This window comes from uncultured Litoreibacter sp. (assembly GCF_947501785.1).
Taxonomy (GTDB): Bacteria; Pseudomonadota; Alphaproteobacteria; order Rhodobacterales; family Rhodobacteraceae; genus Litoreibacter.
In genome coordinates this window covers 2,177,379-2,198,987 of sequence record NZ_CANMXB010000001.1, presented here as the reverse complement: position 1 = coordinate 2,198,987, position 21,609 = coordinate 2,177,379, and the positions used below count along the sequence as shown (strand labels likewise).

Below are 21,609 nucleotides of genomic sequence, written 5' to 3'. Positions count from 1 at the left end.
AAGTTCAGCTTAGGGGATGCAAGCGGCCAATTCAAAACACAGCCAATAGGAACCGGAACGGCGGAGGTTTGGGCTCAAAGCGGACAACTAGCCCCCCATCCTCAACGCACCGATCGTGATTTCTCTTGCGCCCTCAAACGCAAAACGCGAGGGCCAAGGCCCTCGCGTTTCGATTTTGTCAAAGGGGTGAAGAAGATTACTCCTCGCCGCCCTCGGATGCTTCTGCTTCTGGCGCTGCTTCGCCCTCTGCACCTTCTTCGCCATCCTCGTCCTCGTCATCTGCCGATTTCAGGCCGGATGGGGCTTGGATGTTTGCAATCACGAAGTCACGGTCGATGGTTGGCTTGGAGCCTTCCGGCAGGGTCACCGCCGAGATCGACACGTTTTCGCCAATCTCGATTTCCGAGACGTCGATTGTGATGCTGTCCGGGATGTCGGACGCGGTCACGACCAGCTCGACCTCGGGACGTACCAGCGACAGCACTCCGCCCTTTTTCAGGCCGGGGGATTCTTCCTCGCCCACAACCTCAACCGGGATGAACAGCGCGATTTTGGTGGTGCGCTTCAGGCGCAGCAGGTCGATATGTGTGGGCAAATCCTTGACCACGTCGCGTTGCACGTTCCGGCAGATGACGCGGACGTCTTCCTGGCCTTCGATCTTCAGATTGAAAAGCGTCGCCAGAAAGCGGCCGTCTTTCAGCTTTTTGAAGAGCACGTTGAAGGGGAGCTGGATTGGTTGTGGGTCGGCACCGCCGCCATACACAATACCTGGCACCATGCCGTTACGGCGTGCTGCGCGAGCGGCCCCCTTGCCTGTCCCCGCGCGTGCCTCGACTTCAAGATCTGGGATCCCTTTAGCCATGACTGAATTCCTTTATGTTGATGCGGCTGCCTCCAAGGGTGTCGGGCCGCTGTGAAGCGCTTGCTATAGGAGGGAATCGGACCCTTGGAAAGAGGTTTTTGCGCATTGCGCATTGAGTGTCGCTTGGCTTGTGACTAACGGTTGGCACTATGTCCGTATTGTCCGCCATCCGTATTTCCCACGCGCCTGTCGCAGCCTTCGCGGCGGTCGGTTTGTGCTGGGGCGCATTTGCAGCGCTTGCGCCGCAGCTCAAGACGCAGCTTGGGGCGGATGATGCGACGTTTGGGCTACTGCTCTTGGGCACGTCCATTGGCCTGATGACAACCATGTTTTTCGCGCCATGGCTCGACCGACGGCTGGGGCAATGGGCGATGCCGGTTGGTGCGGTTCTTCTGGCCACGGCCTTCCTGTTCCCCGGCCTTATCACGTCGCCCTGGCTGTTTTTCTGCGCAATGGCCTTCGCCGGTATGGCGTCGGGGATGCTGGACGTGATCATGAATGCCCGCGTGTCCGAGCTGGAAACAGCGCATGGCCGCCCCTTGATGAACGCCAACCACGGCATGTTCTCTGTGGCCTATGCAATCGGCGCGTTCGGCACCGGGTTGGGGCGTGAGGCGCAGCTGCCGCCCGTTGCCATATTCGCCATTACCGCAGCAATTTTGCTGCTCCTGACCACCCGGATGCGAATGCAGGTCGCGGCCCCCGACGACACGGAAGAGACGCCAGCCCGCTTTCCCTACGCAATCGTGCTTATCTGCGGCGCGGTGGTGATGATCGCTTTCATGGCCGAGGCCGCGGTTGAGGCCTGGTCGGCGCTGCATGTGGAGCGCACTTTGGGCGGACGCGCGGCAGAGGGCGCTTTGGGCCCAACCATGCTGGGGCTGACCATGGCGGTGGGTCGGCTCAGCGGACAGGCTGTGTCGGAAAAATTCAGCGACCTGACCGTCATATTCTGGGCGGCTTGTCTGGCCGCAACAGGCGCGGTGGTTGTGGCGACCGCGCCCACACCGTTGGTCGCTTATGTCGGGTTTGGCACAATCGGGCTGGGGGTCTCGGTGATCGGGCCGCTGGGGCTGGCGCTGGTGGGCCGTTTGGTGCCGGCGCGGGTCAGAACCACAGCGATTTCCCGCGCGGCGGTGATCGGGTTTGTCGGCTTCTTCCTGGCGCCCGCCGTGATGGGGTTGATCAGCCAAGGCTTCGGGTTGCGCGTCGCCTTTGGATGCGTTGCGCTGCTGGTGGGCGTCTTGTTTCCGCTATTGGTGGTGCTCAGAAGGCGCGGGGGCTAAACCCACTCGCCCTCAAACCCTTTGGGGATCAGCAAATTGTGCGCGCCAAGGTTGTTGATGTCGCGTTCTCCGCAGAGCGCCATGGTGGTGTCCAGTTCTTTGTGGATCACGTTCAGTGCCTCGGTCACGCCCTGTTCGCCCATTGCGCCCAGCCCATAGATGAACGCCCGGCCGATATAGGTGCCGTTGGCCCCCATCGCCAAAGCCTTCAACACGTCCTGACCTGACCGGATGCCGCCATCCATATGGACTTCAACCTTGTCGCCAACGGCGTCCACGATCTGGCGCAGCATCTTGATCGAGCTTAACGCCCCGTCCAACTGCCGGCCGCCATGGTTGGAGACGATGATCGCGTCCGCCCCGATCTTTGCGGCCATCTTGGCGTCATCCACATCCAGGATGCCTTTCAGGATCATCTTGCCGTCCCACTTCTTGCGGTATTCCTTCACGGTGTCCCAGTTCAGGCGCGGGTCAAATTGCTGCGCGGTCCAGGAATGCAGGGACGAGATATCGTCCACATCCTTGGCATGCCCCACAATGTTGCCAAAGGTGCGACGCTTGGTCTGCAGCATCTTCAAACCCCAACCCCATTTCGTCATCAGGTCCGCAATGACGGGAGGCGTCAGCTTGGGCGGGGCGGATAGCCCGTTCTTGATGTCCATGTGCCGCTGGCCCAGCAGTTGCAGGTCAAGTGTCAGCACCATCGCGTCACAGCCCGCATCCTTGGCGCGGCCCAGCAGGTTGTCGATAAACTCAGCGTCGCGCATTACATAAAGCTGGAACCAGAACGGGGCGCTGGTGTGCTCCGCAATGTCCTCGATCGAGCAGATCGACATGGTGGACAGGGTAAATGGCACGCCAAACTTTTCAGCCGCCTTGGCCGCGAGAATTTCGCCATCCGCGTGCTGCATCCCGGTCATGCCCACTGGTGCAAGGGCAACGGGCATCGCGACCTCGCGGCCAATCATCTCGCCCTTGGTGGTGCGGTTGGTCATGTCGACGGCTACACGCTGGCGTAGGCGGATCTGGTCAAAGTCCGAGACGTTTTCGCGAAAGGTCTGCTCCGTCCAGCTGCCACTTTCGCAATAGTCGTAAAACATCTTCGGCACGCGCCGCTTGTAGATGCGCTTGAGGTCCGCGATTTCGGTGATGACGGGCATATCGGGTCTCTTTCTGCCGTATTGGTTAGGTTCTATTACCAATTTGGCAAATTGAGGGCAATCTCAGACTTCGCCCCCCGTCGACGCCCCGTTGCAAAGCTTGGATTTATGCGGCGTGTGGTTCCCCAATGTCTGCGCAAGCGGGGAGCCTCAGCTATGGCTGGTGTCGAGGCCATTTTTGAAGGCAGCGCCGGTCGCGCGCATGTCTTGAGTGGAGTTACACCTGAGGGCGGGGGGCCAAAGGCCCCGGCATAACACGTGCTGTTTCACCGACAGTGTCGGTCAGGCTCTATGGGCGCCATCCGCGAGCGATTTCACGAAGGCCAGTACCTCTGCGGGGCTTTCCCCGTCCGCGATTTTCTGGACGATAGCGGAGCCAACGACCGTCCCGTCAGCCACCCCGGCAATCGCCTCGGCAGTCTCCGGGGTCTTGACCCCGAAGCCCACAATAATCGGCAGGTCTGTGCTCTCTTTCATCCGTGCCACCTCGGGCGCCACATCGCTCGCCTGGGCCTCCGCAGCGCCGGTGATCCCCGTGATCGAGACGTAATAAACGAACCCGGATGTGTTCTGCAAAACCTTCGGCAACCGCTTGGCATCCGTTGTCGGCGTCGCCAGCCGGATAAAGTTCAGCCCCGCGTTCTGGGCGGGGATGCACAGCTCGCTATCTTCCTCTGGCGGCAGGTCCACCACGATCAACCCGTCCACGCCTGCTTCCTTGGCGTCCGCCAAGAAGGCATCCACCCCGTGGCTATAGATCGGGTTGTAATAGCCCATGATCACAATCGGTGTCTCCGCGTCGCCTTCGCGAAAGTCGCTGACCATCTGTAGCGTCTTTTTCAGGGTCATGCCGCCTTCCAACGCCCTTTGCCCGGCCAATTGGATCGTCGCCCCATCCGCCATCGGGTCGGTGAACGGCAAGCCCAGCTCAATGATGTCCACGCCCGCCGCCGGCAGGCCTTTCACAATCTCCAGCGAGGTGTCGTAGTCGGGGTCCGCCGCCATCACATAGGTGACGAAGGCCTTCTTGCCGGCGGCGTTCAGGCGGGCGAATGTGTCGTCGATGCGGGTCATGGCGGTCTCTTTCACTGGTGGTGGCGCAGTCTTGCCGCAGGTGGCGGGGATGTTCAATCGCGCAATCGTGCCTATATGGGGGTCATGAACTACGTTTTGGCCCTTTTTCTGCCCCCGCTGTCGATCCTGCTGCTTGGCAGGGTGTTCCTTGCGATATTCGTGTTCCTCATCTGGATCCCCGCGCTGATCTTTTCGGGCGGGTTGACGCACCCGATGTTCATCGCGCTCGCCTGGCTGCTGATCTTCCAGGCGCAGGAGGACCGGCGCGCCCGCTAAGCCTTGCACGTGCAGGCCCTTCGCCTTAGACGCAGGCGAGAATTACGCCAGAATTACGAGGGAGCGGATCATGGGTTTCAAGATGGGTATCGTCGGCATGCCGAATGTCGGCAAATCGACGCTGTTTAACGCGCTGACCAAGACAGCCGCTGCGCAGGCCGCCAACTTCCCGTTTTGCACCATCGAGCCCAATGTGGGTGAGGTCGCCGTCCCTGATGCGCGGCTCGACAAGCTGGCCGCGATTGCGTCCTCCAAGCAGATTATCCCGACCCGCATGACCTTTGTGGACATCGCCGGTCTGGTGAAGGGGGCCTCCAAAGGCGAAGGTCTGGGCAACCAGTTCCTCGCCAACATCCGCGAGACAGATGCCATTGCGCATGTGCTGCGCTGCTTTGAAGACGGCGACATTACCCATGTCGATGGCCGCGTCGATCCCGTGGCCGACGCCGACACGATCGAAACCGAGCTGATGCTCGCTGATCTCGAATCCATCGAAAAGCGCCTTGTGAACATCGTGCGCAAGGTGCGTGGCGGCGACAAGGAGGCGGTGCAGCAGGAACGCCTGCTCAAGGCAGCCGCAAAGGCTTTAGAAAACGGCAAGCCGGCCCGCACGGTAGACGTGGACGCCGACGACGCCAAAGCCTGGACAGGTCTGCAGCTTTTGACGACCAAACCGATCCTCTATGTCTGCAACGTCGACGAGGGATCTGCGGCAAACGGCAATGCCTTCTCCGATGCGGTCGCCAAAATGGCGGCAGAGCAGGGGGCAGGGACCGTCGTCATCTCTGCCCAAATTGAGGAAGATATCTCCCAGCTTGACGCAGACGACGCAGAGATGTTCCTGGAAGAAATGGGCTTGGAGGAAGCCGGTCTCGACCGCCTGATCCGCGCGGGCTACGAGTTGTTGCATCTGCAAACCTACTTCACCGTGGGTCCCAAAGAGGCCCGCGCCTGGACCATCCGCGAAGGCACATTGGCTCCCCAAGCCGCCGGCGTCATCCACGGCGATTTCGAAAAAGGTTTCATCCGGGCTGAAACGATTGCCTATGACGACTTTGTGGACCTAGGCGGCGAGCAGCCAGCCAAAGAAGCCGGAAAGATGCGCGCAGAGGGCAAGGGCTATACCGTCAAGGACGGCGACGTGTTGCATTTCCTGTTCAACACCTGAACTTCGATACGTCATACGCTCCGCACTTCCGCTTTCAGAAAATTGCCAGCTCTATCCGCCGTACCGCAGAGCCGGAGTTTTGCCAAGTATCGCCAAGCGGTATCAACTTTCGACAAGCGCGCCTAAGCTTAACGGTCAAATCGGGCTCTCCCTGTTCAAGGCGCCGAACCAATGCGTTCGTTGAAGCTAGGATGGGCCGTCATATGCCAGCCGAATTTTTTGCTTCCGAATGTGTTTTGCCACGCGAAGGTGGTTGCCAAATCTGCGGCGTATCTATGCTTGCGGTCCCCAGCCACCCCCGCTAAACGGGTCAACGGAGACGTGGCCGAGTGGTCGAAGGCGCTCCCCTGCTAAGGGAGTAGGCCCGGAAGGGTCTCGAGGGTTCGAATCCCTTCGTCTCCGCCACTTACTGCATTTTGACCTCTGCTTTTTGTAGATATTTGCGGAATTCGGATTTTTCGTTTCCACACCTGTTCCCGCGTTTGGCAATCGGTCGTTTGACCTAGTCTGCCTTCTTCAATCATCTAAGTCGTCTTCCGACTCGCCAGTCACTAGGGCGCGTTGGCGTTCGCGGCTGATTTGGCCGGAGCTGCGCAGTGTCGTGAGAACGTCTTTGTGGCCGAGGTTTATCGAACAGATCGGACTTTGTACGAGGGTAAGCAAATCCGCCATTGAAGAAGACTACCAAAAGTCTAAACCTAACCTTAGCTCATTGGCTTTTTCGGCGAATTTTTTAGTGACTGTTGACGATTCTGATTTTTGGACAGCTGGGCTTGGTGCGCAAGACCTTACCGTTGGCGAGTTTTCTGAGTTGGGCCGCTCCGAAAGGTTCGACGTTGTCCCCTTGAGCGGTCAAATCGGACAGAGTGATGCGGCATTTGTGCCAGAGGCTCTGAATGAGCCGCTGTTTGGCGCGCTTTCCACCTCATCTGATGAGACCTCACCAAAAACCTACGCCATCCTCGATGCGGCCAAAATATTCGGACTGCCTGAACTTCTTGCCACCTCAGGCCTAGAGCATCGGTGTTTCTATAAAGGTGACATGCTCGATGAACTTGGCGATGTAGCCCCATGGATTGTGCGCCTGGAGGCCCAGAATCGATTGACCCAAAACCTCTTCACCCAAGGCGATGCAGCTTGGCATCTTTGGAAAGATGAGGCTGGTATCTTTCTAAGATCTTCCCAAAGTCTCAAAACATTGTGGCAGCATTTTCGGAAATTTACCAAGGTTCAAAACAGCTCCGGCGAGTCCGTTTACTTCCGCTTTTGGGAGCCGCATGTCGCGCAAGCCTACCTCAGCGTGGGCGGGGCAGATGCCAGTGGGAGCCCGTCGCTTTTTCACACCTCAAATGGCAAGATAGTCGACGCCGTGATCTGTTTCGGGACGCAAGATGTCTCGACGGTGCACTATGCGCCAGAGGCCTTTTCGGAGCCGGGCTACCGGCTGACATCCGCGCAAGAACGTGCCCTGGCCCAAGGCGAAGAACGACGGCGGCGTGCAGATATTGCGACCGCTCTGCGTCGATGCTTTCCTGACCAAACGGAAGATGTGCCACAACCAGCATTGATCGATACCGTAGGACGCGTGGCCCACCGAATGGGGGCGTTTGGCATCCGCAAAGTGCGCAACATTCATGTGCTTGCCGGGTGGCAGCTTTTCTACGGCGAACTTTTTGAGCGCCGTGATCCGCACGGAGAGCTTTACAATATCTGTCGGTCTGGGCTGGGCGAGGACGCCAAGCTGGTTCAGATGCAAAACCGCATGGACACGCTGCATAGTGCGGGGGTGTTCTAGATGGCCGATGGCAACCCACAGACGCCTAGCCCCGGCGCGATTGCGGCACAGGCGCAAGCAGGCGCTCCCGCCTCGCAGGGCGAGATGGGCCGCATTTGCTTGCCTTGTTCAGGGCAAGTTATGGTCGAGGCCTGCTATCTGGACGCTTGGAATACCCCACTGACAGACGCCTGTGTGAAAGTGGAGGATTCGACTGGCATTGTCGTCGATGGCGCAATTCGCACTGAACCGCTGGCAGCGCATGGCCAAAAGGACGGCGACGCGCCAACTGCGCCGCTTGTGACGATGGGAACCACGCCGCTCATTGAGGTGGCCCACGGGATCACCGACGTGTCGCTCATCCCCCAAGGGGCGGGGGAGGCCGATAGCGGCATGGCGGAACTTGGCACTGCGCTGACGGCTTTTCGAGATGGTGCCCTAACGAAGTTGCGACCCTACGTGGCCGAATGGGAGCAAAAAGGTCTTCTGTCCATCCCAGAGGCCCGATTGCGCGGCGTCGGCAAAGGTCTGTCGTCTTGGTATGAGGGCGAAGCGAGTTTCTGGGGCGGCGTCAGCGAGAAGGCGATCTCGGCCTACCAAAGCGCGCAGAACTGGCACGACGCCTACGTGGCGCGGCAAAGCCCGCTCGAGCAAGGTCTGCTGAAATGGGGCGGGCCATTGGGGGCCATGGTGGTCTACGGGACCTCACTAGGGGAATCCGCTGTGGAATCGGTGTCGGAATGGATCGGCGGCATTGGCGACTTGTCCGACTACATCGACATCATCATGGCGGCGATCCGCAATCTGGCCTCCGGCACGGTGGATTTGATGGAGGCCGCGCTCGACACGCTGCGTGATCTGCCCGGCGATCTGGGAAAGCTATTCGCGCAGCTCATCGACAACGGCCAAGACTGGATCGAGGCCATGGTGCTGATTGCCAGCGAGACCAACGCGTTCGAATACGTCTTCCACATCGTTATGGCTGTGGCCATGAATATGGTCCCCAACTTCTGGTCCGAGATGGTCGGGGTTGTGACAGGGTTTATCCTGCCTGAAGTGCTGATCGAGATCATTCTCGCGGTCATCGCGGCTCTGACCGTTGGCGGTGGGAGTGTCTTGGTCGCAGGACGTCTGGCGACGTTTGTTATCAAACTGCGCGGTTTGGCGGTGAAGGCCAAAAGCCTTGGTGTCTTGGCTGATATTCTTGAGGCCTTCGGGAAGGCCATCACAGCCCTCGCCAAAATTGGCAAGGGCCTGCATGACGAGATCGAAGCCATGACCCGCGCCGGTGCCGACGGGGTCGCGCGTATTCGGCTTAGGTTGAGGCAGTACAAGCTCGAAGTCGACCAAAACACCTTGGGCATGAACGGTGGCCCCATTCGTCTCAGGCGAAAAATCAACTTAAGCAGACATCGCGCGCCGGGTGTTGATGAACTCGATCAGCGGCGTGTACGACAGTTTACCGCGAACAATGAACAGGGCGGCAAGCCGGATATGGCCGAGGGTATTGGCAGCGCAAGGTACGAAGGGCTTCAAGGGCGCCAAATGCAAAACTCGACAACCGAAGGATTTGATATTGTCGATGGGGATACAAATGTTCAACTCAAGGGGCCGCTTGTCAACAAAAAAACCGGCGAGCTATTATCGATCAACGATCAGATGGTTGAAGGTCTCGCGGACGCTGTTATTCATGATGCAACTTCAAATGTTGCTTCCTCAAGATTGGTCGTAGACACATTGGGAATGACACCCGCACAGCGTAACTCTCTCGTTTCTCGGATAACAGATGGTTTAGCTAACACACCACATCTTGGAAAAGAGATCATTATTCTGGAGTAAAAATGGCGCATTCATTTTTAACATACAAAAACCGATCCGACATGATGCGGGACCGTGATATTTTCATGCTTTTGGGTGTTCTGCGAGCACATGTTGGGCCAGATCAACTTGGTGTACGTAGCTTACTCGACGGATGGTTCTTTAGTTATGACGAAATGCCATCTGGAGCGATTAACCTCAATCTGGATCAAGCTCTTTCTGACGCCCGTGTTGCAGAGGCATTCCGGAAAGCCGTGGACGATGCTATGCAGACAGTTCTTTCTTTAGGCGATACAGTCTCGGCAGAGTGGTTGACGCAGGTTCTAGACGATGGTGACGGCATTGTTTATCAGAGTCTACCAAGCGATGATGTGCTGGATAAGTTAAAGCGTTTTGGCGCGGTGATTGCGTCGAGCTAATGCCGTCCTATCGTAATTAGAACTGCGATTGAAGGCATCAGGAAGCCAGCATTAAGATATCGGCGGCGAAATTGAATCTGCGACCCGCGCCTGTGTAACGGAGTGGCGCTCCATTCTGCACACGGCGGAAAGACCTCACCTGAGACAAAAGCAGAGCGCGATGTCGGTTTCTCATATGGAATTGTAACAAGACTTTAGAATGTCGCTAGATGTTACCCAATACACAGACCTTGAAGAGCCCGAGCACGCAGCAGTCTTGGCGAAACACCTACTTCTGTCTGGTTATTCTGATCGTGAAGATTGGTCGAAGACTTTTCCTGCAGGTCCGTTCGATACAGAAATTCTTCGAGATGAAGAAGTCCGACAAAGCAGCCATGTTATTGAATGATGAAAGATTTGGTGCGTTGGAAGAATGAACTTGTGGCGGTTGGGTTTCTGGCGTTTCTTGGACCCTACTTCAAAGAAATCACATTGTGGGCCTGCGGTTTGACTTCTGCCTTGTTCGCCCAAGCCTGCATCAGTTCGCGACGTTTGTCGAAAAGGTCAGATCGCGCATAAGCCGCTTCGGCCTTGTCTTTGATCCCATGAGCCAGCACCGCTTCGATCCGTTGGCGCACGCGTTTGGCAGTTTCGGGTTTTTGCGACCGGATTGGCTTTAGCGCCCCAACTACATCTGCTGTGGCGATCTTTGTGACCTGCATGCTGCCAAGGGTGGGGAACACGTAAGCCTCTAGGGTCGAGCTCTATTTGGCAGCGTGTTATACATTCTTCCATCCTGGCCGTTTGCTCTGGATCAATTCTAAGGTGGCGTCTTTGAAGGTCTTGGGCTTGGCTTGGCGGCGTTTGGCTATCGGGTCATCTCCTTCCAAGATCAATCGCCTTGCATCTGTCGCCCTTTGGCGCGCCATGGCCAAGGTCACGTCAGGATAGACCCCAAGCCCAAGATCATGGCGTCGCCCCTGTACCTGATACCTGAGAACCGATGAGCGTGCGCCAGTCGGCTTCACATAAAGGAACAGCCCGCGCCCGTCGCCGTGACGCCCAGCCTTTGCCGTTTCAACCTTGTCTTAAGAGGCCTGCTTTGACGCGGGCATTTGCACCACATGTAGCATGCCGCGGAGGCCCAAAAGGCGCGCGGTGACTTCTTGCATTGTGTCGCCTCCTCAGCGCCATCAAAGGGTTCGAGGCCAGCTCACGTCAATTTTGGTCTTCAAATGACCTGCCTCGTAATTAGTTTCATTCCCAAAGCGACAACCAAAGCAATCGCCAAACCAATGTCGATATAGACCACCTTTGCAATTGACGGCTGGTAACTGCCTACGGTCCAAGCCAGAAAAATAAAGCTGGCGACACTGATAAGAGCTGCAATCAGAGCAATCAATTCCAAGTTCGAGTTGAACGTGGCGTAGATTAGAAACGCGCCCAGCAGGCCAAACAGAACAGCGCGGTGACGCATCAGAATTTCCAGATCTGACCCCTCGATACTGACCGCATATAGGGAATGGAGTTGCCCCACACCCAAGGCTCCCATCAGTGGAAGTAGATGGATGACACCTGTGGTGAACAAAACAATCTTAATGATTGCGGGCATAGTGACATCCTGGGTTTGTTTTCAGTACTCAATAATTGCATGCTGGATATGAGTTTGCAACTCAGCTATCATATGGCGATGGAACAAGACGTATATCTTGGGCGCTCTCCCATATCGCCCCGCGAATGCAACTTGGCAAGAGCGCTCGATTTGATTGGCGATCGATGGTCCTTGCTGATCCTGCGCTCCGTGCTCTATGGCGTTTGGCGCTTCGACGACCTGCAAGCTGAGAATGACATTCCGAGATCGGTTCTGAGTGCACGGCTGAAACTTCTCTGCACACAAGGGTTCCTTGAAAGGCGGGCCTACAAGCCCAATAAGGGGCGTACGCGTTTCGAGTATCTGCCGACACCCAAAGCAACGGCATTTATTTTGCCGTTTGTGGCGATCACCCAATGGTCGGATGCCTGGTTGGACGAAAGCGATGAAAAGCCGGTTACTTTTGTAGATGCCAAGGCGTCCAGCCCAATATCCGTCGGCTTTGTTGGCGCGGACGGGCAGGCGGTCCCGTTGGGTCAGGTGAAGCCGGTGTTTTCGAAAGCGCCACAACCTTAGCCACGGCTGAGTGTCGTCAACCTATGCCCGCAGGTCTTGCAATGTGCCGCTTGGCGCAATCTTCTTGCTTGAATCCGAGAATCCGAATTACCTGATTTTACCTAACTGGGCAGCGGGGTGTCTTCCGGACCCGCCCAACGTCTTATGCCGACGTGTGAAATCCCCGAGAAACCGGCCTCAGGATTGATGGCTTATTTCGAACGCCGCAGGGATCGAGACCTGTGCGGAAAATGACGGGGAGTATTCATATGAAGACCGTAGGACTTGTCGGTATCGGCGATATGGGCAGTGGGTTGGCAAAGAACCTGCTGAAGCACGGCTATCAAACAACTGGGACTGATCTCAATGCCGAAAGAATGCGGGCTTTCACCCATATGGGTGGTCTGGCCGTATCTTCCCCAAGTGAGGTCGGCAAAAATTCTGAGGCCGTCTTTGTCATGGTTATGACAGGTGACGAGGCGAAGGCCGTGATCCTCGGGGAAAACGGTTTGCTGTCTCAGTTGCCCAAAGGCGGCGCCGTGATCCTCAGCGCCACGATCAAGCCACGCGAAGCGATTGAGATTGGCGCGGCGATGGATGGGTCCGGTGTACATTTGATCGATACGCCCGTTTCCGGCGGATACCCGGGAGCACAGGCGGGCACGCTCACGATGATGTCCGCCGCGCCAACTGAGGTGTTGGACGAATTTGCACCGGTGATGGAGGCCGTTTCGGCAAACATTCACCGGGTTGGCACGAAACCGGGAGATGGACAGACCGTAAAGGCATGTCTTCAGTCACTGATAGGGGCGCAGTTCTCCGCCACTTTTGAAGCGGCGGCATTGGCCGCAAAGGCCGGGGTGCCGGGTCAAGTCCTGCTGGACGTATTTTCCACCTCATCTGCGGGATGTGGTGTTGTTGACAACGCGCTTGAGAAAATCATCGACCGTCAATTTGAAGGCACCGGCAGCCATATCAACACCATGCATAAGGACCTGACGATATCTATGGACTTGGGGGTCGACTTGGGCGTGCCGCTACACACGGCTGCCGCGGCAATGCAGATATTTCACGCGGGCCGAAGCAAGTATCCAAACGGTGACAATTGGGCGTGCGCGCGCGTCATTGAAGACATTGTCGGGGCCGAGCTGCATCGAAAGACAGCCAAATGAAGTTGGGTGTCATATGTGACGGTATCAGTCGCGATCTAGCCCATGCACTCGATGTGATGGATGAATTTGATCTTGAATATGCGGAGTTGCAATTTGTCGGCGACAAGGAAGTCGGTGATCACTCCCGTGCTGAGATAGCAGAGATAGACGCCTTGTTGCGGGACCGCGGCAAACCCGTTTCCTGTCTATCTCGACACGTATTTGCCGGCATGACCGCAGCGAACACGCCGGGCGATGCATTGCATACTTCACACATGGATGCGCTCAAGCATGTCATCGAGATGGCGCATGTGGTCGGAGCGCCTTTGGTGCGCATCATGACCCAGCGGAAAGAACAGATATTGTGGGGCAAAAACGGCGCCGAGAAATGGAACGTCGCCCACGGCGTCTGGGACACGATGGCACCCATGATTGCGCCTGCGGTCGAGCTTGCAAAGGCCGAGGGTGTGGTGCTGGTCGTGGAAACCGGCAACGGGACGCTTGTGAATTCCAACTATACGGCGCGTAAGCTGATTGACGAGCTGGACGCCAGGGACGTGCTAAAGGTCCTTTGGGACCCCGGGAACAATTGTTGGTGTCATGAACTTGCCTACCCAGACGGCTATGACGAACTACGCGGGGGGTATCTGGGCCACATTCATATCAAGGACGTCCGCGTGGACACGCCGCGTGCGACGCTCGAAGTCTGCCGCCTGGGTGAAGGCCAGCTTGGCGATCTCTTTGAGCCAATCTCCCAAGCGCTCAAGGCGGATGGCTATGCCGGCGTCATTTCGCTTGAGAGTGTATACCATCCGGGGAATGGGGACTTTGAGGAAGGGTTCCGTCTTTGTGTGGAAAAATTCAAAGAGATCTTTGGGTAGTCATTAGGGGCAGTCGGCCGGGACAGTATTTGCATGGATTTTGCTGGAGGAAGGCGACGTTTTGAATAAGGTGGTTGCTCCCCGAAACCGGTTTCGGTTAGGGTTTTGGCAACCAGGGGGATTCGATGTCAGGAAAACCGGTCAGCTTGAAAGTGCTCGCGGCGCATCTGGGGCTTACTGTCGGGACAGTGAGCCGGGCACTGAACGGCTACAAGGACATCAACCGCGATACGCGCGATCGGGTGCAGCGCGCCGCCGACGAATTGGGGTACCGCCCAAACCAAAATGCGCGGCGTCTTTCCATCGGGGTGCCCGAGACGATTTGCTATCTGATGCCCCGGTACAGCAGTTCGCTGGCCCAGCCTTTCGTGGCGCAGTTGCTTCAAGGGCTCGGCGAGGCCTTGAGCAAACGCAACTGGGACCTGCTGGTCAGCCATGCGGAATCTTCCAAGGACGAACTCGCCCAGATTGACCGTCTTGTACGCTCTGGCCGGGTTGGTGGGTTGGTTATCTCTCGGCCATTGAAGAACGACCCCCGGATCAGGTTGATTCAGGATCTGAAATGCCCGTTTGTCGTGCATGGGCGGACGGGATCCTGCGATGACTATGCATGGTACGATGTGGATGGCGATGCTGCGTTTGTTGAGGCGGTAAACCATCTGGTGTCCCTCGGGCACAGTGACGTGGCATTTGTGGGTGCCCCGCTTCAGCATCAATTCGCGCAGGACCGGTTGAACGGTTACCAGCGCGCGGTGGTCGATAACGGCCTGAGCGTTAACCCCGAATATGTTCAGATCACGGATTTCAGTGACGAAGGCGGCGAGATCGCAACCAATATGCTGCTCGATCTCCCGTCCCCTCCCACGGCAATTGTCTGCGTTTCGGACATGGTGGCGCTGGGCGCAATGGCTGCCATTCGCGGGCGCGGGCTTGTCCCCGGCCGGGACATCTCGGTCATCGGGTATGACGGGTTGAAATTCGGCACGCATTCCAACCCGCCACTGTCGACCATGGCGCAACCGCAGGCGCATGCGGGTCGCAGGTTGGGGGACATGCTGTTGTCGATCATCGACGGCGACGACCCGAAAAAGCACCAGGAATTGCAGCGCGCGCATCTGTTGCGCCGCCAATCAGACGGACCAATGCAGCCTGCATCGGCCGAAAATACCGTTTCTGAAAGGGAGGAACTTCAATGAAACGCACGACAACCTTTATGGCCGGATTGCTGGTCTCTACGGCACTGGTCACGGCGGCGAATGCCGACACCATCCGGTTCTGGACCATGGAAGTTCAGCCTGAGCGGATCGCTGTTCAAGAAGAAATGGCCGCAGGCTTCGAGGCCGCGACAGGCCACAAGGTCGAAATCATTCCCGTCGAAGAATCCGACATCCAGACCCGTGCGACGGCGGCCTTTGCGGCAGGCGATTTGCCTGACGTGTTGAACCATACCGTGCAGCACCTGTTGCCATATGCAGAGGCTGGCCTGCTGGACACCGCAGCAGCCACGGAAGTTGTTGAGGATCTGGGCGTTGACAGCTTCGCCTCTGGCCCCGTCCGCATGGCGATGTCTGACGGCGAAATCGTCTCCGTACCGACGGATGGCTGGACCCAGTTGGTGGTCTACCGCTCCGACTTGTTTGCGGACAAAGGGCTTGCAGCTCCGACGACGTTTGAAGCCATGTCTGCGGCGATGGACGCGCTGCACAACCCGCCAGAGATGTACGGCTTTGTGGCTGCAACCAAGATCGACGAAGGCTACATGATGCAGTTGATCGAGCATCTGTCGCTGGCAACAGGCTACTCGCCGATCAATGCAGATGGCTCGATCAACGAGGATACCACAAATCTTGTTCAGCTTCTGGAGCTGTACAAAAAGATGGTCGAGAACTCGCCAGAAGGTGACCTCTACTGGTCGCAATCGCGCGAGCTGTATCTCGACGGCAAGGCCGCGATGGTGATCTGGTCGCCGTCCATCCTGGACGAGCTGGGCGGCCTGCGCGACAGCGCGCCTGTCACGATCTCCGATGATCCAACCACCAAAGAGCTGGCCCAGGCGACAGGCTTCTCTACCGTCATCGCGGGTCCCGGCAACGCGGATGGTGCGGCCTACGCCGACGTTCGCTACCTTGGTATTACGGCAGATGCCAACACGGAAGTCGCGCAGGATTTCGTGAAATACGTGGTGTCCGAAGGCTACGGCCAGTGGCTGAGCCAAGCTCCTGAGGGCAAGTTCCCGGTCCGTCGCGGCAATGCCGCCGGGGACACATCTTACGAGACCACTTGGGCCGGATTGGACGTTGGCGTGGACCGCAAGGCCCCGCTTGCCGACATCTACCCACAGCAAGTGATTGACGACATCGTGGCGGGTCTGTCCGTGGGCGACCGCTGGGGCGTGGCTGATGGCCAACTGGCCACGGCGTCCAAGATCGTCAACAGCCAGGTCATGTCTCAGGTCATTCGTCAGATGACCGACGGCGAATTGTCCGTGCAGGAAGCCGCTGACAAGATCGTCGCAGAGCACAAAGCGCTGGGCCTCTAAGACCATAACGGGTGGCGCGGGGATCTCCCGCGCCACCCGACATTTGGACGCACGTCATGACAGATCAAAGCAAACCGCAGCCGCCAAAAGGCTTGGGGCCACTGGCCAAGCGCGAAATGCGTTTCGCCTATGCGCTGCTGCTGCCCACGTTTTTGATCGTTTTGTCGGTCGTTCTGTTTCCGCTGGTCGCGAATGTGTGGATCAGCTTCAAACCGGTCACATTGGGCGACCTGCGCGCCCCCTCTATCTTGATCAATGAACGGGTCATGGGTGATTTGGAAGCCGTCGGCGACGAGGCCGACATTCGGTACCGCGCCCGCAACTCGTCGCGCAAAAGCGCGATTGCAGATGTGGTCATGACCGACACGTTGCCCGCCTCGCTCACCGTGCTGAGCGTAGACGACCGTTGCACCTTGGATGGCCTCGATCTGCGCTGCGAGCTGGGCGATTACGAGGCAGGGCAGCGCGAGGATATCCTGGTTCGCGTCGCTGCTACCGCCGCGTTTCTAAGTGATCCGCCCAACGTCAAAGATACCAAGCCGGACTTTGACTTCGTCCCCGAAAACATCCTGACCAATAACGACTTCACGCTCGACAACTTCCGCAAGGTTTTCAACGCTTCCGATTTCTGGGCGGTGCTTTGGGCGTCGATGTATTACACCATCGCAGGCACCATCGGCGCGCTGGTCATGGGGCTGTTCGCGGCGCAGCTGATGAACATGGCGTTCCGTGGCCGCAGCGTCTTGCGTGGGTTATTCCTGTCACCCTATGTGGCCCCCGTCATCGCTGTGGCGCTTGCCTGGGTGCTGCTGCTGGACCCCGGCCCGGGCGGCACGTTGAACGCGCTGCTGATCCAGCTTGGCGTCATCGACGGCCCGATCAGCTTTCTCGGCCAGCGCGTGGCAGAGATCAGTTTCCTTGGTCTCACCTTCAACTTCCCTGTCGCCCTGACGGTCGTCATCATCTTCGAGATTTGGCGCTATTTCCCGCTGGCGATGTTGTTCATTCTGGCGCGTATGCAGTCCATGTCGACCGATATCTACGAGGCGGCGGAAATTGACGGGGCGACCCCGTTACAGCAGTTCCGCTTCATCTCCCTGCCGCAGCTGATGGGCATCATGGCGGTGCTGTTCCTGCTGCGCTTCATCTGGACGTTCAACAAGTTTGACGACATCTTCCTGCTCACCGGCGGGGCAGCGGGCACCCGAACCCTGACGGTCAATGTCTACGAACAGGCCTTCGCTATTTCCAACCTCGGCGCGGGCGCGGCGGTCGCGGTCGTCGTGTTCCTGATCCTGCTGATGTTCTCGGTGATCTTCTTCAAGTTCTCGCCGGAGGATGACGCATGAGCCGCTTTGGAAACATCTTCTACCTCTGCCTGCTGTTTGGCGCGCTCTGGGGCGCGATCTCGGCGATCCTGATCACGCTGTTGGCGCTGTTCATCTCGGGCCACCCGTTCCAGCCACAAGTCACCGCAGGCGCGGTTGCGGGCGTTGTCGCGGCAGCGGTGCTGACGGGGCTCGCCCCTGCAAAACGCACGCCCGCCATGGTGGCGCTTGCGGTCTTCGTGTTCGTGTTGGTGCTGACCTTGGCGTCCGGGGCCACGCCGCTCGGCCTTGGGCTGGAAACCTACCCATTTGGTCAGTTGATCTTTACCATCCTCTTGGGCGTCTTCGCGGTGCAAGCCACCAACCTAACGGCCAAGAATTTGGGGCCCGGCACCGAACGCCGCTACAATGTCGAGGTGCTGTGCCTGCGCTTCCTCAAGGGCTTTGGGCTGGTCGTCTTCACCATCGCGGTCGCGCTGCCGTTCTTCGTCATGGTGATGATGAGCCTCAAGAACCAGCAGCTGCTGCTGTCCAACCCGCTCGATTTCTCCATCAACTTCGCCCAAGGGGCGGAGGCGCTGTTTCGCAGCTACATAGAGCTGTTCACCCAGTACCATTTCGGCAGCTACCTGTTGAATTCGGCCATGGTCTCTGTCGCCACCGTGCTGATCACGCTGTTCTTCGCGGTCCCCGGGGCCTACGCCGTGGCGCGGCTGAAATTCCCGGGCCAGAACTTCCTCAGCCGGTCGATCCTCTTGATCTACATGGTGCCCATGATCGTGCTGGTGATCCCGCTCTACGCGATCTTCAGCCAGCTGGGCATGCGCAACACGCTGTGGGGGTTGATGCTGGTCTACCCCGCCACGACGATCCCCGTCGCGCTCTACATGCTGCAAGGCTACTTCCGTGGCATCCCGGCCGAGTTGGAGGAGGCAGGGCTGATGGACGGGCTCACCCGGCTCAATGTCATCCGCAAGATTACCCTACCGCTGGCGCTGCCCGCACTGGCATCCGTCGCGCTCTACGTCTTTATGATCGCCTGGAACGAGTTCCTCTTCGCCTTCATGTTCCTCGACAATGTTGACCTCTACACCCTGTCGCGCGGGATTGCTGAGCTGAATTCCTCCGAGGTGCCGCGCCAGCATCTGATGGCCGGTGCCGTGATTGCCACGGTGCCCGTGTTGGCCCTGTTTCTGTGGTTCGAGCGTTTCCTCGTTGCAGGGCTCACGGCTGGAAGTGTGAAAGGATAACCCATGTCTCTGACCCAAATCGCCATTGATACGCTGGTCAAAAACGACCGCGGGGGGTTCACCATCCCGACGGCTGGCCTGTACCCGTATCAGTGGAACTGGGACAGCGCGTTCATCGCGCTAGGCATCGCCACCTACGACATGGATCGCGCCTGGGCAGAAATCACCTCACTGCTCGACGGCCAATGGCCGGATGGCATGATCCCCAGCATCATTTTTCGCAGCGACGACCCTGCCTATTTTCCCGGCCCGTCTCGCTGGGGCTCAACGCCGGGGGACATACCCTCCACAGGTGTGTCGCAGCCGCCAGTTCTGGCCACGATTGTGCGCCAGTTGACCGAGGACGCCCCCACACGTAGGGCGCAGGTCTTTGACCAAATATTCGCGTGGCACAAATGGTACCACGAGGCCCGCACGGTCGACGGCATCGTGGCGACGGTACATCCGTGGGAAACCGGTCGCGACAATTGCCCCGAATGGAATATTGGGCTGGACCAGATGAACATTGCGCCTGATCTGGCGCCCTACACCCGCATGGACAACAAGCATGTGAACCCCCAGTACCGTCCCACGCAGGAGCAGTACGACAAGTACCTGACCATCGTACAATTCGGCGACAGCATCGGCTGGGACCAGCGCCGGTTGACCGATGAAGGTCCGTTCCTGATGGCCGACCCCAACATTCATTTCGTCCTGCTGCGCGCCGATAAGGACCTTCTGGCCATGGCGCAGCGGCTAGGCAAAGCGGCGGCGGTGCAGGACGAAATCAAGGGCTGGATCGCCAAAGGCGAGGCCGCCACTGATTATCTTTGGAACGACGATTTGGGGGCCTTCACTGCGCGCGACATTCGGTCCGGCGTATTCTCCAGCGGGTTCAGCAATTGCAGCGCGCTGTGTTTCTACGCTGATGCCGGGACGCCCGAGCAGCGCGCCCGGGTGCTGGACAACCTGCGCCGCATCTCGGGGGCGGTCGAGTTCATGCTGCCCAGCTGGGACCCGGACGCCGCCGACTTCGAGCCGCAGCGCTATTGGTGCGGGCCGGTCTGGCCGCAGATGAATTACATGACGGCGCTTGGATTGACCGAACAGGGCGAGCCGGAGCTGGGCCAACAGATCCGCGACGACCTGTGCCGCGCCATTGAAAAGTCGGGCTTCTGGGAATGCTTCAACCCGCTGACGGGGGATGGCTGCGTCGGTGCGAACTTCTCTTGGACGGCCGCCGTGTGGCTGTCGTGGCAGCATGAAACTAAATTGGAAGGTGTGGCGTAATGGGGTCCATTAGCCTGAAATCCGTCGAAAAATGGTTCGGCGACGTGCAGGTCATCAAAGGTGTGGATCTGGACATTCTCGACGGAGAGCTGATCATCTTCGTCGGCCCCTCGGGTTGCGGCAAGTCCACCCTGCTGCGGATGATTTCGGGGTTAGAGGAAACCTCGCGTGGGCAGATACTGCTCGATGGCGAGGACGTCACCCACAAAGTCCCGTCCGAGCGGGAGCTGTCGATGGTGTTCCAGTCCTACGCGCTCTACCCGCATCTCAGCGTCGAAGAAAACATGGGGTTTGCGCTGAAGACGGCGGGCGCGCCAAAGTCAGAAATCACCGAAAAGGTGAACCGCGCAGCGGATATTCTGAAGCTGCAGGACTACATGGACCGACGCCCCAAAGACCTGTCGGGCGGCCAACGTCAACGCGTTGCAATTGGCCGGGCCATTGTACGCAAGCCCAAGGGGTTCCTGTTTGACGAGCCGCTGTCAAACCTCGACGCCTCTCTGCGTGTGGACATGCGGTTCGAGATTGCGCGCCTGCACAAGACGCTCGAAAGCACGATGGTCTATGTGACCCACGATCAGGTCGAGGCGATGACGCTGGCCGACCGTATCGTGGTGCTCAAGGACGGGTTGATCATGCAGGTCGGCACTCCGCGCGAGCTTTATGAAACGCCCGACAACGTCTTTGTGGCGCAGTTCATTGGCAGCCCGAAAATGAACCTGATGTCCTGCGCAACCTCCGGCGCTCGGTTCGAACTTGCCGGGGGCGGAGGCGGCCCAATTGATCCCGGTGCGCAGGCAACGGCAACGCAACTTGGCATCCGGCCTGAACACATTCAGGTGGTCCAAGAAAGAGCGGGCCATTGCACGGGCACCGTGCAGATTAGCGAATATTTGGGCGCGGATTTCTTCCACTACGTGGATTGTGGCCCACTGGGGATTCTCACCGTTCGCGCGCCAGGCGCGTCCGAAGATATCGAAGGCCAGACCGTCGGATTGAAGTTCAACGAAGACAGCCTGCACTTCTTCGACGAAGTCGGCGCGGCGCTTTTGTCTGGTGGTTCATAGCCGCTGGTTCCCGGGGTTTCTCACACTTCTCGAAATGAGTGAAGGTTAATTGTCTTTATTTTTCAATTAATTAGTTCTCAGAGCGCCCATTTTTGAGGTACGCACGTCAAAAATACCTAGACTTGAGGTACGCACCTCATTTAGCGTTTGGATGTCTGATAT

Annotated in this window: 20 protein-coding genes, 1 tRNA gene and 1 pseudogene; 16 read left to right on the top strand and 6 right to left on the bottom strand. The window is 58.2% G+C overall.

Annotated features, from left to right (window positions below; genetic code table 11):
- Positions 1-196 precede the first annotated feature (196 nt).
- Positions 197-862 carry a 50S ribosomal protein L25/general stress protein Ctc gene (locus Q0899_RS10985; RefSeq protein ID WP_298293706.1) on the bottom strand — a complete coding sequence of 222 codons (666 nt, stop codon included), beginning with the start codon at positions 860-862 and terminating at the stop codon, positions 197-199.
- A gap of 149 nt (positions 863-1,011) precedes the next feature.
- Between Q0899_RS10985 and Q0899_RS10980 the strand changes: the two genes are divergently transcribed.
- Entirely contained in the window at positions 1,012-2,148 is a 1,137-nt protein-coding gene (locus Q0899_RS10980) for an MFS transporter (RefSeq protein WP_299192798.1), read from the top strand.
- Here Q0899_RS10980 and Q0899_RS10975 read toward each other — a convergent pair.
- Complete coding sequence (locus Q0899_RS10975; RefSeq protein WP_299192796.1) at positions 2,145-3,308, bottom strand: alpha-hydroxy acid oxidase; 1,164 nt, start codon at positions 3,306-3,308, stop codon at positions 2,145-2,147. The genes Q0899_RS10980 and Q0899_RS10975 overlap by 4 nt on opposite strands.
- A gap of 282 nt (positions 3,309-3,590) precedes the next feature.
- Entirely contained in the window at positions 3,591-4,382 is a 792-nt protein-coding gene (trpA, locus tag Q0899_RS10970; RefSeq protein ID WP_298361936.1) for a tryptophan synthase subunit alpha, read from the bottom strand.
- A gap of 84 nt (positions 4,383-4,466) precedes the next feature.
- Here trpA and Q0899_RS10965 point away from each other — a divergent pair, with 84 nt between their 5' ends.
- From Q0899_RS10965 to Q0899_RS10940, 6 genes are all read left to right on the top strand, one after another.
- Positions 4,467-4,658 (top strand): hypothetical protein, encoded by a 192-nt coding sequence (locus tag Q0899_RS10965; protein ID WP_299192794.1) that lies wholly within the window; start codon positions 4,467-4,469, stop codon positions 4,656-4,658.
- A 70-nt stretch (positions 4,659-4,728) separates the two neighbouring features.
- Positions 4,729-5,826 (top strand): redox-regulated ATPase YchF, encoded by a 1,098-nt coding sequence (ychF, locus tag Q0899_RS10960; protein ID WP_299192792.1) that lies wholly within the window; start codon positions 4,729-4,731, stop codon positions 5,824-5,826.
- Positions 5,827-6,141: 315 nt separating this feature from the next.
- Positions 6,142-6,231: transfer RNA gene (locus Q0899_RS10955), tRNA-Ser, on the top strand.
- Between the two features lie 196 nt (positions 6,232-6,427).
- Entirely contained in the window at positions 6,428-7,621 is a 1,194-nt protein-coding gene (locus tag Q0899_RS10950) for a DUF4123 domain-containing protein (RefSeq protein ID WP_299192790.1), read from the top strand.
- Positions 7,622-9,439: a hypothetical protein gene (locus tag Q0899_RS10945; RefSeq protein ID WP_299192788.1), complete on the top strand. Its 1,818-nt coding sequence runs from the start codon at positions 7,622-7,624 to the stop codon at positions 9,437-9,439.
- A 2-nt stretch (positions 9,440-9,441) separates the two neighbouring features.
- Positions 9,442-9,837 (top strand): hypothetical protein, encoded by a 396-nt coding sequence (locus Q0899_RS10940; RefSeq protein ID WP_299192786.1) that lies wholly within the window; start codon positions 9,442-9,444, stop codon positions 9,835-9,837.
- Positions 9,838-10,289: 452 nt separating this feature from the next.
- Here the strand turns inward: Q0899_RS10940 and Q0899_RS10935 are convergent, their stop codons facing one another.
- From Q0899_RS10935 to Q0899_RS10930, 3 genes and pseudogenes are all read right to left on the bottom strand, one after another.
- Entirely contained in the window at positions 10,290-10,559 is a 270-nt protein-coding gene (locus Q0899_RS10935; RefSeq protein ID WP_298361928.1) for a hypothetical protein, read from the bottom strand.
- A 36-nt stretch (positions 10,560-10,595) separates the two neighbouring features.
- Positions 10,596-10,880: pseudogene (locus tag Q0899_RS19410) on the bottom strand (Arm DNA-binding domain-containing protein); the annotation flags it as partial.
- 167 nt (positions 10,881-11,047) lie between these two features.
- Complete coding sequence (locus Q0899_RS10930; RefSeq protein ID WP_298293687.1) at positions 11,048-11,353, bottom strand: hypothetical protein; 306 nt, start codon at positions 11,351-11,353, stop codon at positions 11,048-11,050.
- A gap of 27 nt (positions 11,354-11,380) precedes the next feature.
- Between Q0899_RS10930 and Q0899_RS10925 the strand changes: the two genes are divergently transcribed.
- The 9 genes from Q0899_RS10925 to Q0899_RS10885 all read left to right on the top strand — a co-directional run bounded on the left by Q0899_RS10925 (position 11,381) and on the right by Q0899_RS10885 (position 21,447).
- Positions 11,381-11,983: a helix-turn-helix domain-containing protein gene (locus tag Q0899_RS10925; RefSeq protein ID WP_298293685.1), complete on the top strand. Its 603-nt coding sequence runs from the start codon at positions 11,381-11,383 to the stop codon at positions 11,981-11,983.
- Between the two features lie 230 nt (positions 11,984-12,213).
- A complete protein-coding gene (locus Q0899_RS10920) occupies positions 12,214-13,134 on the top strand; it encodes an NAD(P)-dependent oxidoreductase (RefSeq protein WP_299192783.1) in 921 nt (306 codons plus the stop codon).
- A complete protein-coding gene (locus tag Q0899_RS10915) occupies positions 13,131-13,994 on the top strand; it encodes a sugar phosphate isomerase/epimerase (RefSeq protein WP_299192781.1) in 864 nt (287 codons plus the stop codon). The genes Q0899_RS10920 and Q0899_RS10915 overlap by 4 nt, the downstream gene beginning before the upstream one ends.
- A 125-nt stretch (positions 13,995-14,119) precedes the next feature.
- Positions 14,120-15,190, top strand: coding sequence for a LacI family DNA-binding transcriptional regulator (locus Q0899_RS10910; RefSeq protein ID WP_298293678.1), 1,071 nt, complete (start codon positions 14,120-14,122; stop codon positions 15,188-15,190).
- A complete protein-coding gene (locus Q0899_RS10905) occupies positions 15,187-16,533 on the top strand; it encodes an extracellular solute-binding protein (RefSeq protein WP_298293676.1) in 1,347 nt (448 codons plus the stop codon). Before Q0899_RS10910 ends, Q0899_RS10905 begins: the two co-directional genes overlap by 4 nt.
- 56 nt (positions 16,534-16,589) lie before the next feature.
- Positions 16,590-17,882 (top strand): carbohydrate ABC transporter permease, encoded by a 1,293-nt coding sequence (locus Q0899_RS10900; RefSeq protein ID WP_298361916.1) that lies wholly within the window; start codon positions 16,590-16,592, stop codon positions 17,880-17,882.
- Positions 17,879-19,111, top strand: a complete 1,233-nt coding sequence (locus Q0899_RS10895; protein WP_299192778.1) for a carbohydrate ABC transporter permease — start codon at positions 17,879-17,881, stop codon at positions 19,109-19,111. The genes Q0899_RS10900 and Q0899_RS10895 overlap by 4 nt, the downstream gene beginning before the upstream one ends.
- Before the next feature lie 3 nt (positions 19,112-19,114).
- A complete protein-coding gene (locus Q0899_RS10890; RefSeq protein ID WP_298293670.1) occupies positions 19,115-20,380 on the top strand; it encodes a hypothetical protein in 1,266 nt (421 codons plus the stop codon).
- On the top strand, positions 20,380-21,447 hold the full coding sequence (locus Q0899_RS10885) for an ABC transporter ATP-binding protein (protein WP_298293668.1): 1,068 nt from the start codon (positions 20,380-20,382) through the stop codon (positions 21,445-21,447). The genes Q0899_RS10890 and Q0899_RS10885 overlap by 1 nt, the downstream gene beginning before the upstream one ends.
- Positions 21,448-21,609: the final 162 nt, after the last annotated feature.

Excerpts from the sequence above, each read along its gene's own strand:
- Q0899_RS10940 (WP_299192786.1), top strand. The coding sequence starts at position 9,442 with ATGGCGCATTCATTTTTAACATACAAAAACCGATCCGACATGATGCGG.
- ychF (WP_299192792.1), top strand. The coding sequence starts at position 4,729 with ATGGGTTTCAAGATGGGTATCGTCGGCATGCCGAATGTCGGCAAATCG.
- Q0899_RS10895 (WP_299192778.1), top strand. The coding sequence starts at position 17,879 with ATGAGCCGCTTTGGAAACATCTTCTACCTCTGCCTGCTGTTTGGCGCG.
- Q0899_RS10910 (WP_298293678.1), top strand. The coding sequence starts at position 14,120 with ATGTCAGGAAAACCGGTCAGCTTGAAAGTGCTCGCGGCGCATCTGGGG.
- Q0899_RS10905 (WP_298293676.1), top strand. The coding sequence starts at position 15,187 with ATGAAACGCACGACAACCTTTATGGCCGGATTGCTGGTCTCTACGGCA.
- Q0899_RS10900 (WP_298361916.1), top strand. The coding sequence starts at position 16,590 with ATGACAGATCAAAGCAAACCGCAGCCGCCAAAAGGCTTGGGGCCACTG.
- Q0899_RS10945 (WP_299192788.1), top strand. The coding sequence starts at position 7,622 with ATGGCCGATGGCAACCCACAGACGCCTAGCCCCGGCGCGATTGCGGCA.
- Q0899_RS10980 (WP_299192798.1), top strand. The coding sequence starts at position 1,012 with ATGTCCGTATTGTCCGCCATCCGTATTTCCCACGCGCCTGTCGCAGCC.
- Q0899_RS10885 (WP_298293668.1), top strand. The coding sequence starts at position 20,380 with ATGGGGTCCATTAGCCTGAAATCCGTCGAAAAATGGTTCGGCGACGTG.
- Q0899_RS10975 (WP_299192796.1), bottom strand. The coding sequence starts at position 3,308 with ATGCCCGTCATCACCGAAATCGCGGACCTCAAGCGCATCTACAAGCGG.
- Q0899_RS10920 (WP_299192783.1), top strand. The coding sequence starts at position 12,214 with ATGACGGGGAGTATTCATATGAAGACCGTAGGACTTGTCGGTATCGGC.
- Q0899_RS10985 (WP_298293706.1), bottom strand. The coding sequence starts at position 862 with ATGGCTAAAGGGATCCCAGATCTTGAAGTCGAGGCACGCGCGGGGACA.
- trpA (WP_298361936.1), bottom strand. The coding sequence starts at position 4,382 with ATGACCCGCATCGACGACACATTCGCCCGCCTGAACGCCGCCGGCAAG.
- Q0899_RS10965 (WP_299192794.1), top strand. The coding sequence starts at position 4,467 with ATGAACTACGTTTTGGCCCTTTTTCTGCCCCCGCTGTCGATCCTGCTG.
- Q0899_RS10925 (WP_298293685.1), top strand. The coding sequence starts at position 11,381 with ATGGATGACACCTGTGGTGAACAAAACAATCTTAATGATTGCGGGCAT.
- Q0899_RS10915 (WP_299192781.1), top strand. The coding sequence starts at position 13,131 with ATGAAGTTGGGTGTCATATGTGACGGTATCAGTCGCGATCTAGCCCAT.
- Q0899_RS10890 (WP_298293670.1), top strand. The coding sequence starts at position 19,115 with ATGTCTCTGACCCAAATCGCCATTGATACGCTGGTCAAAAACGACCGC.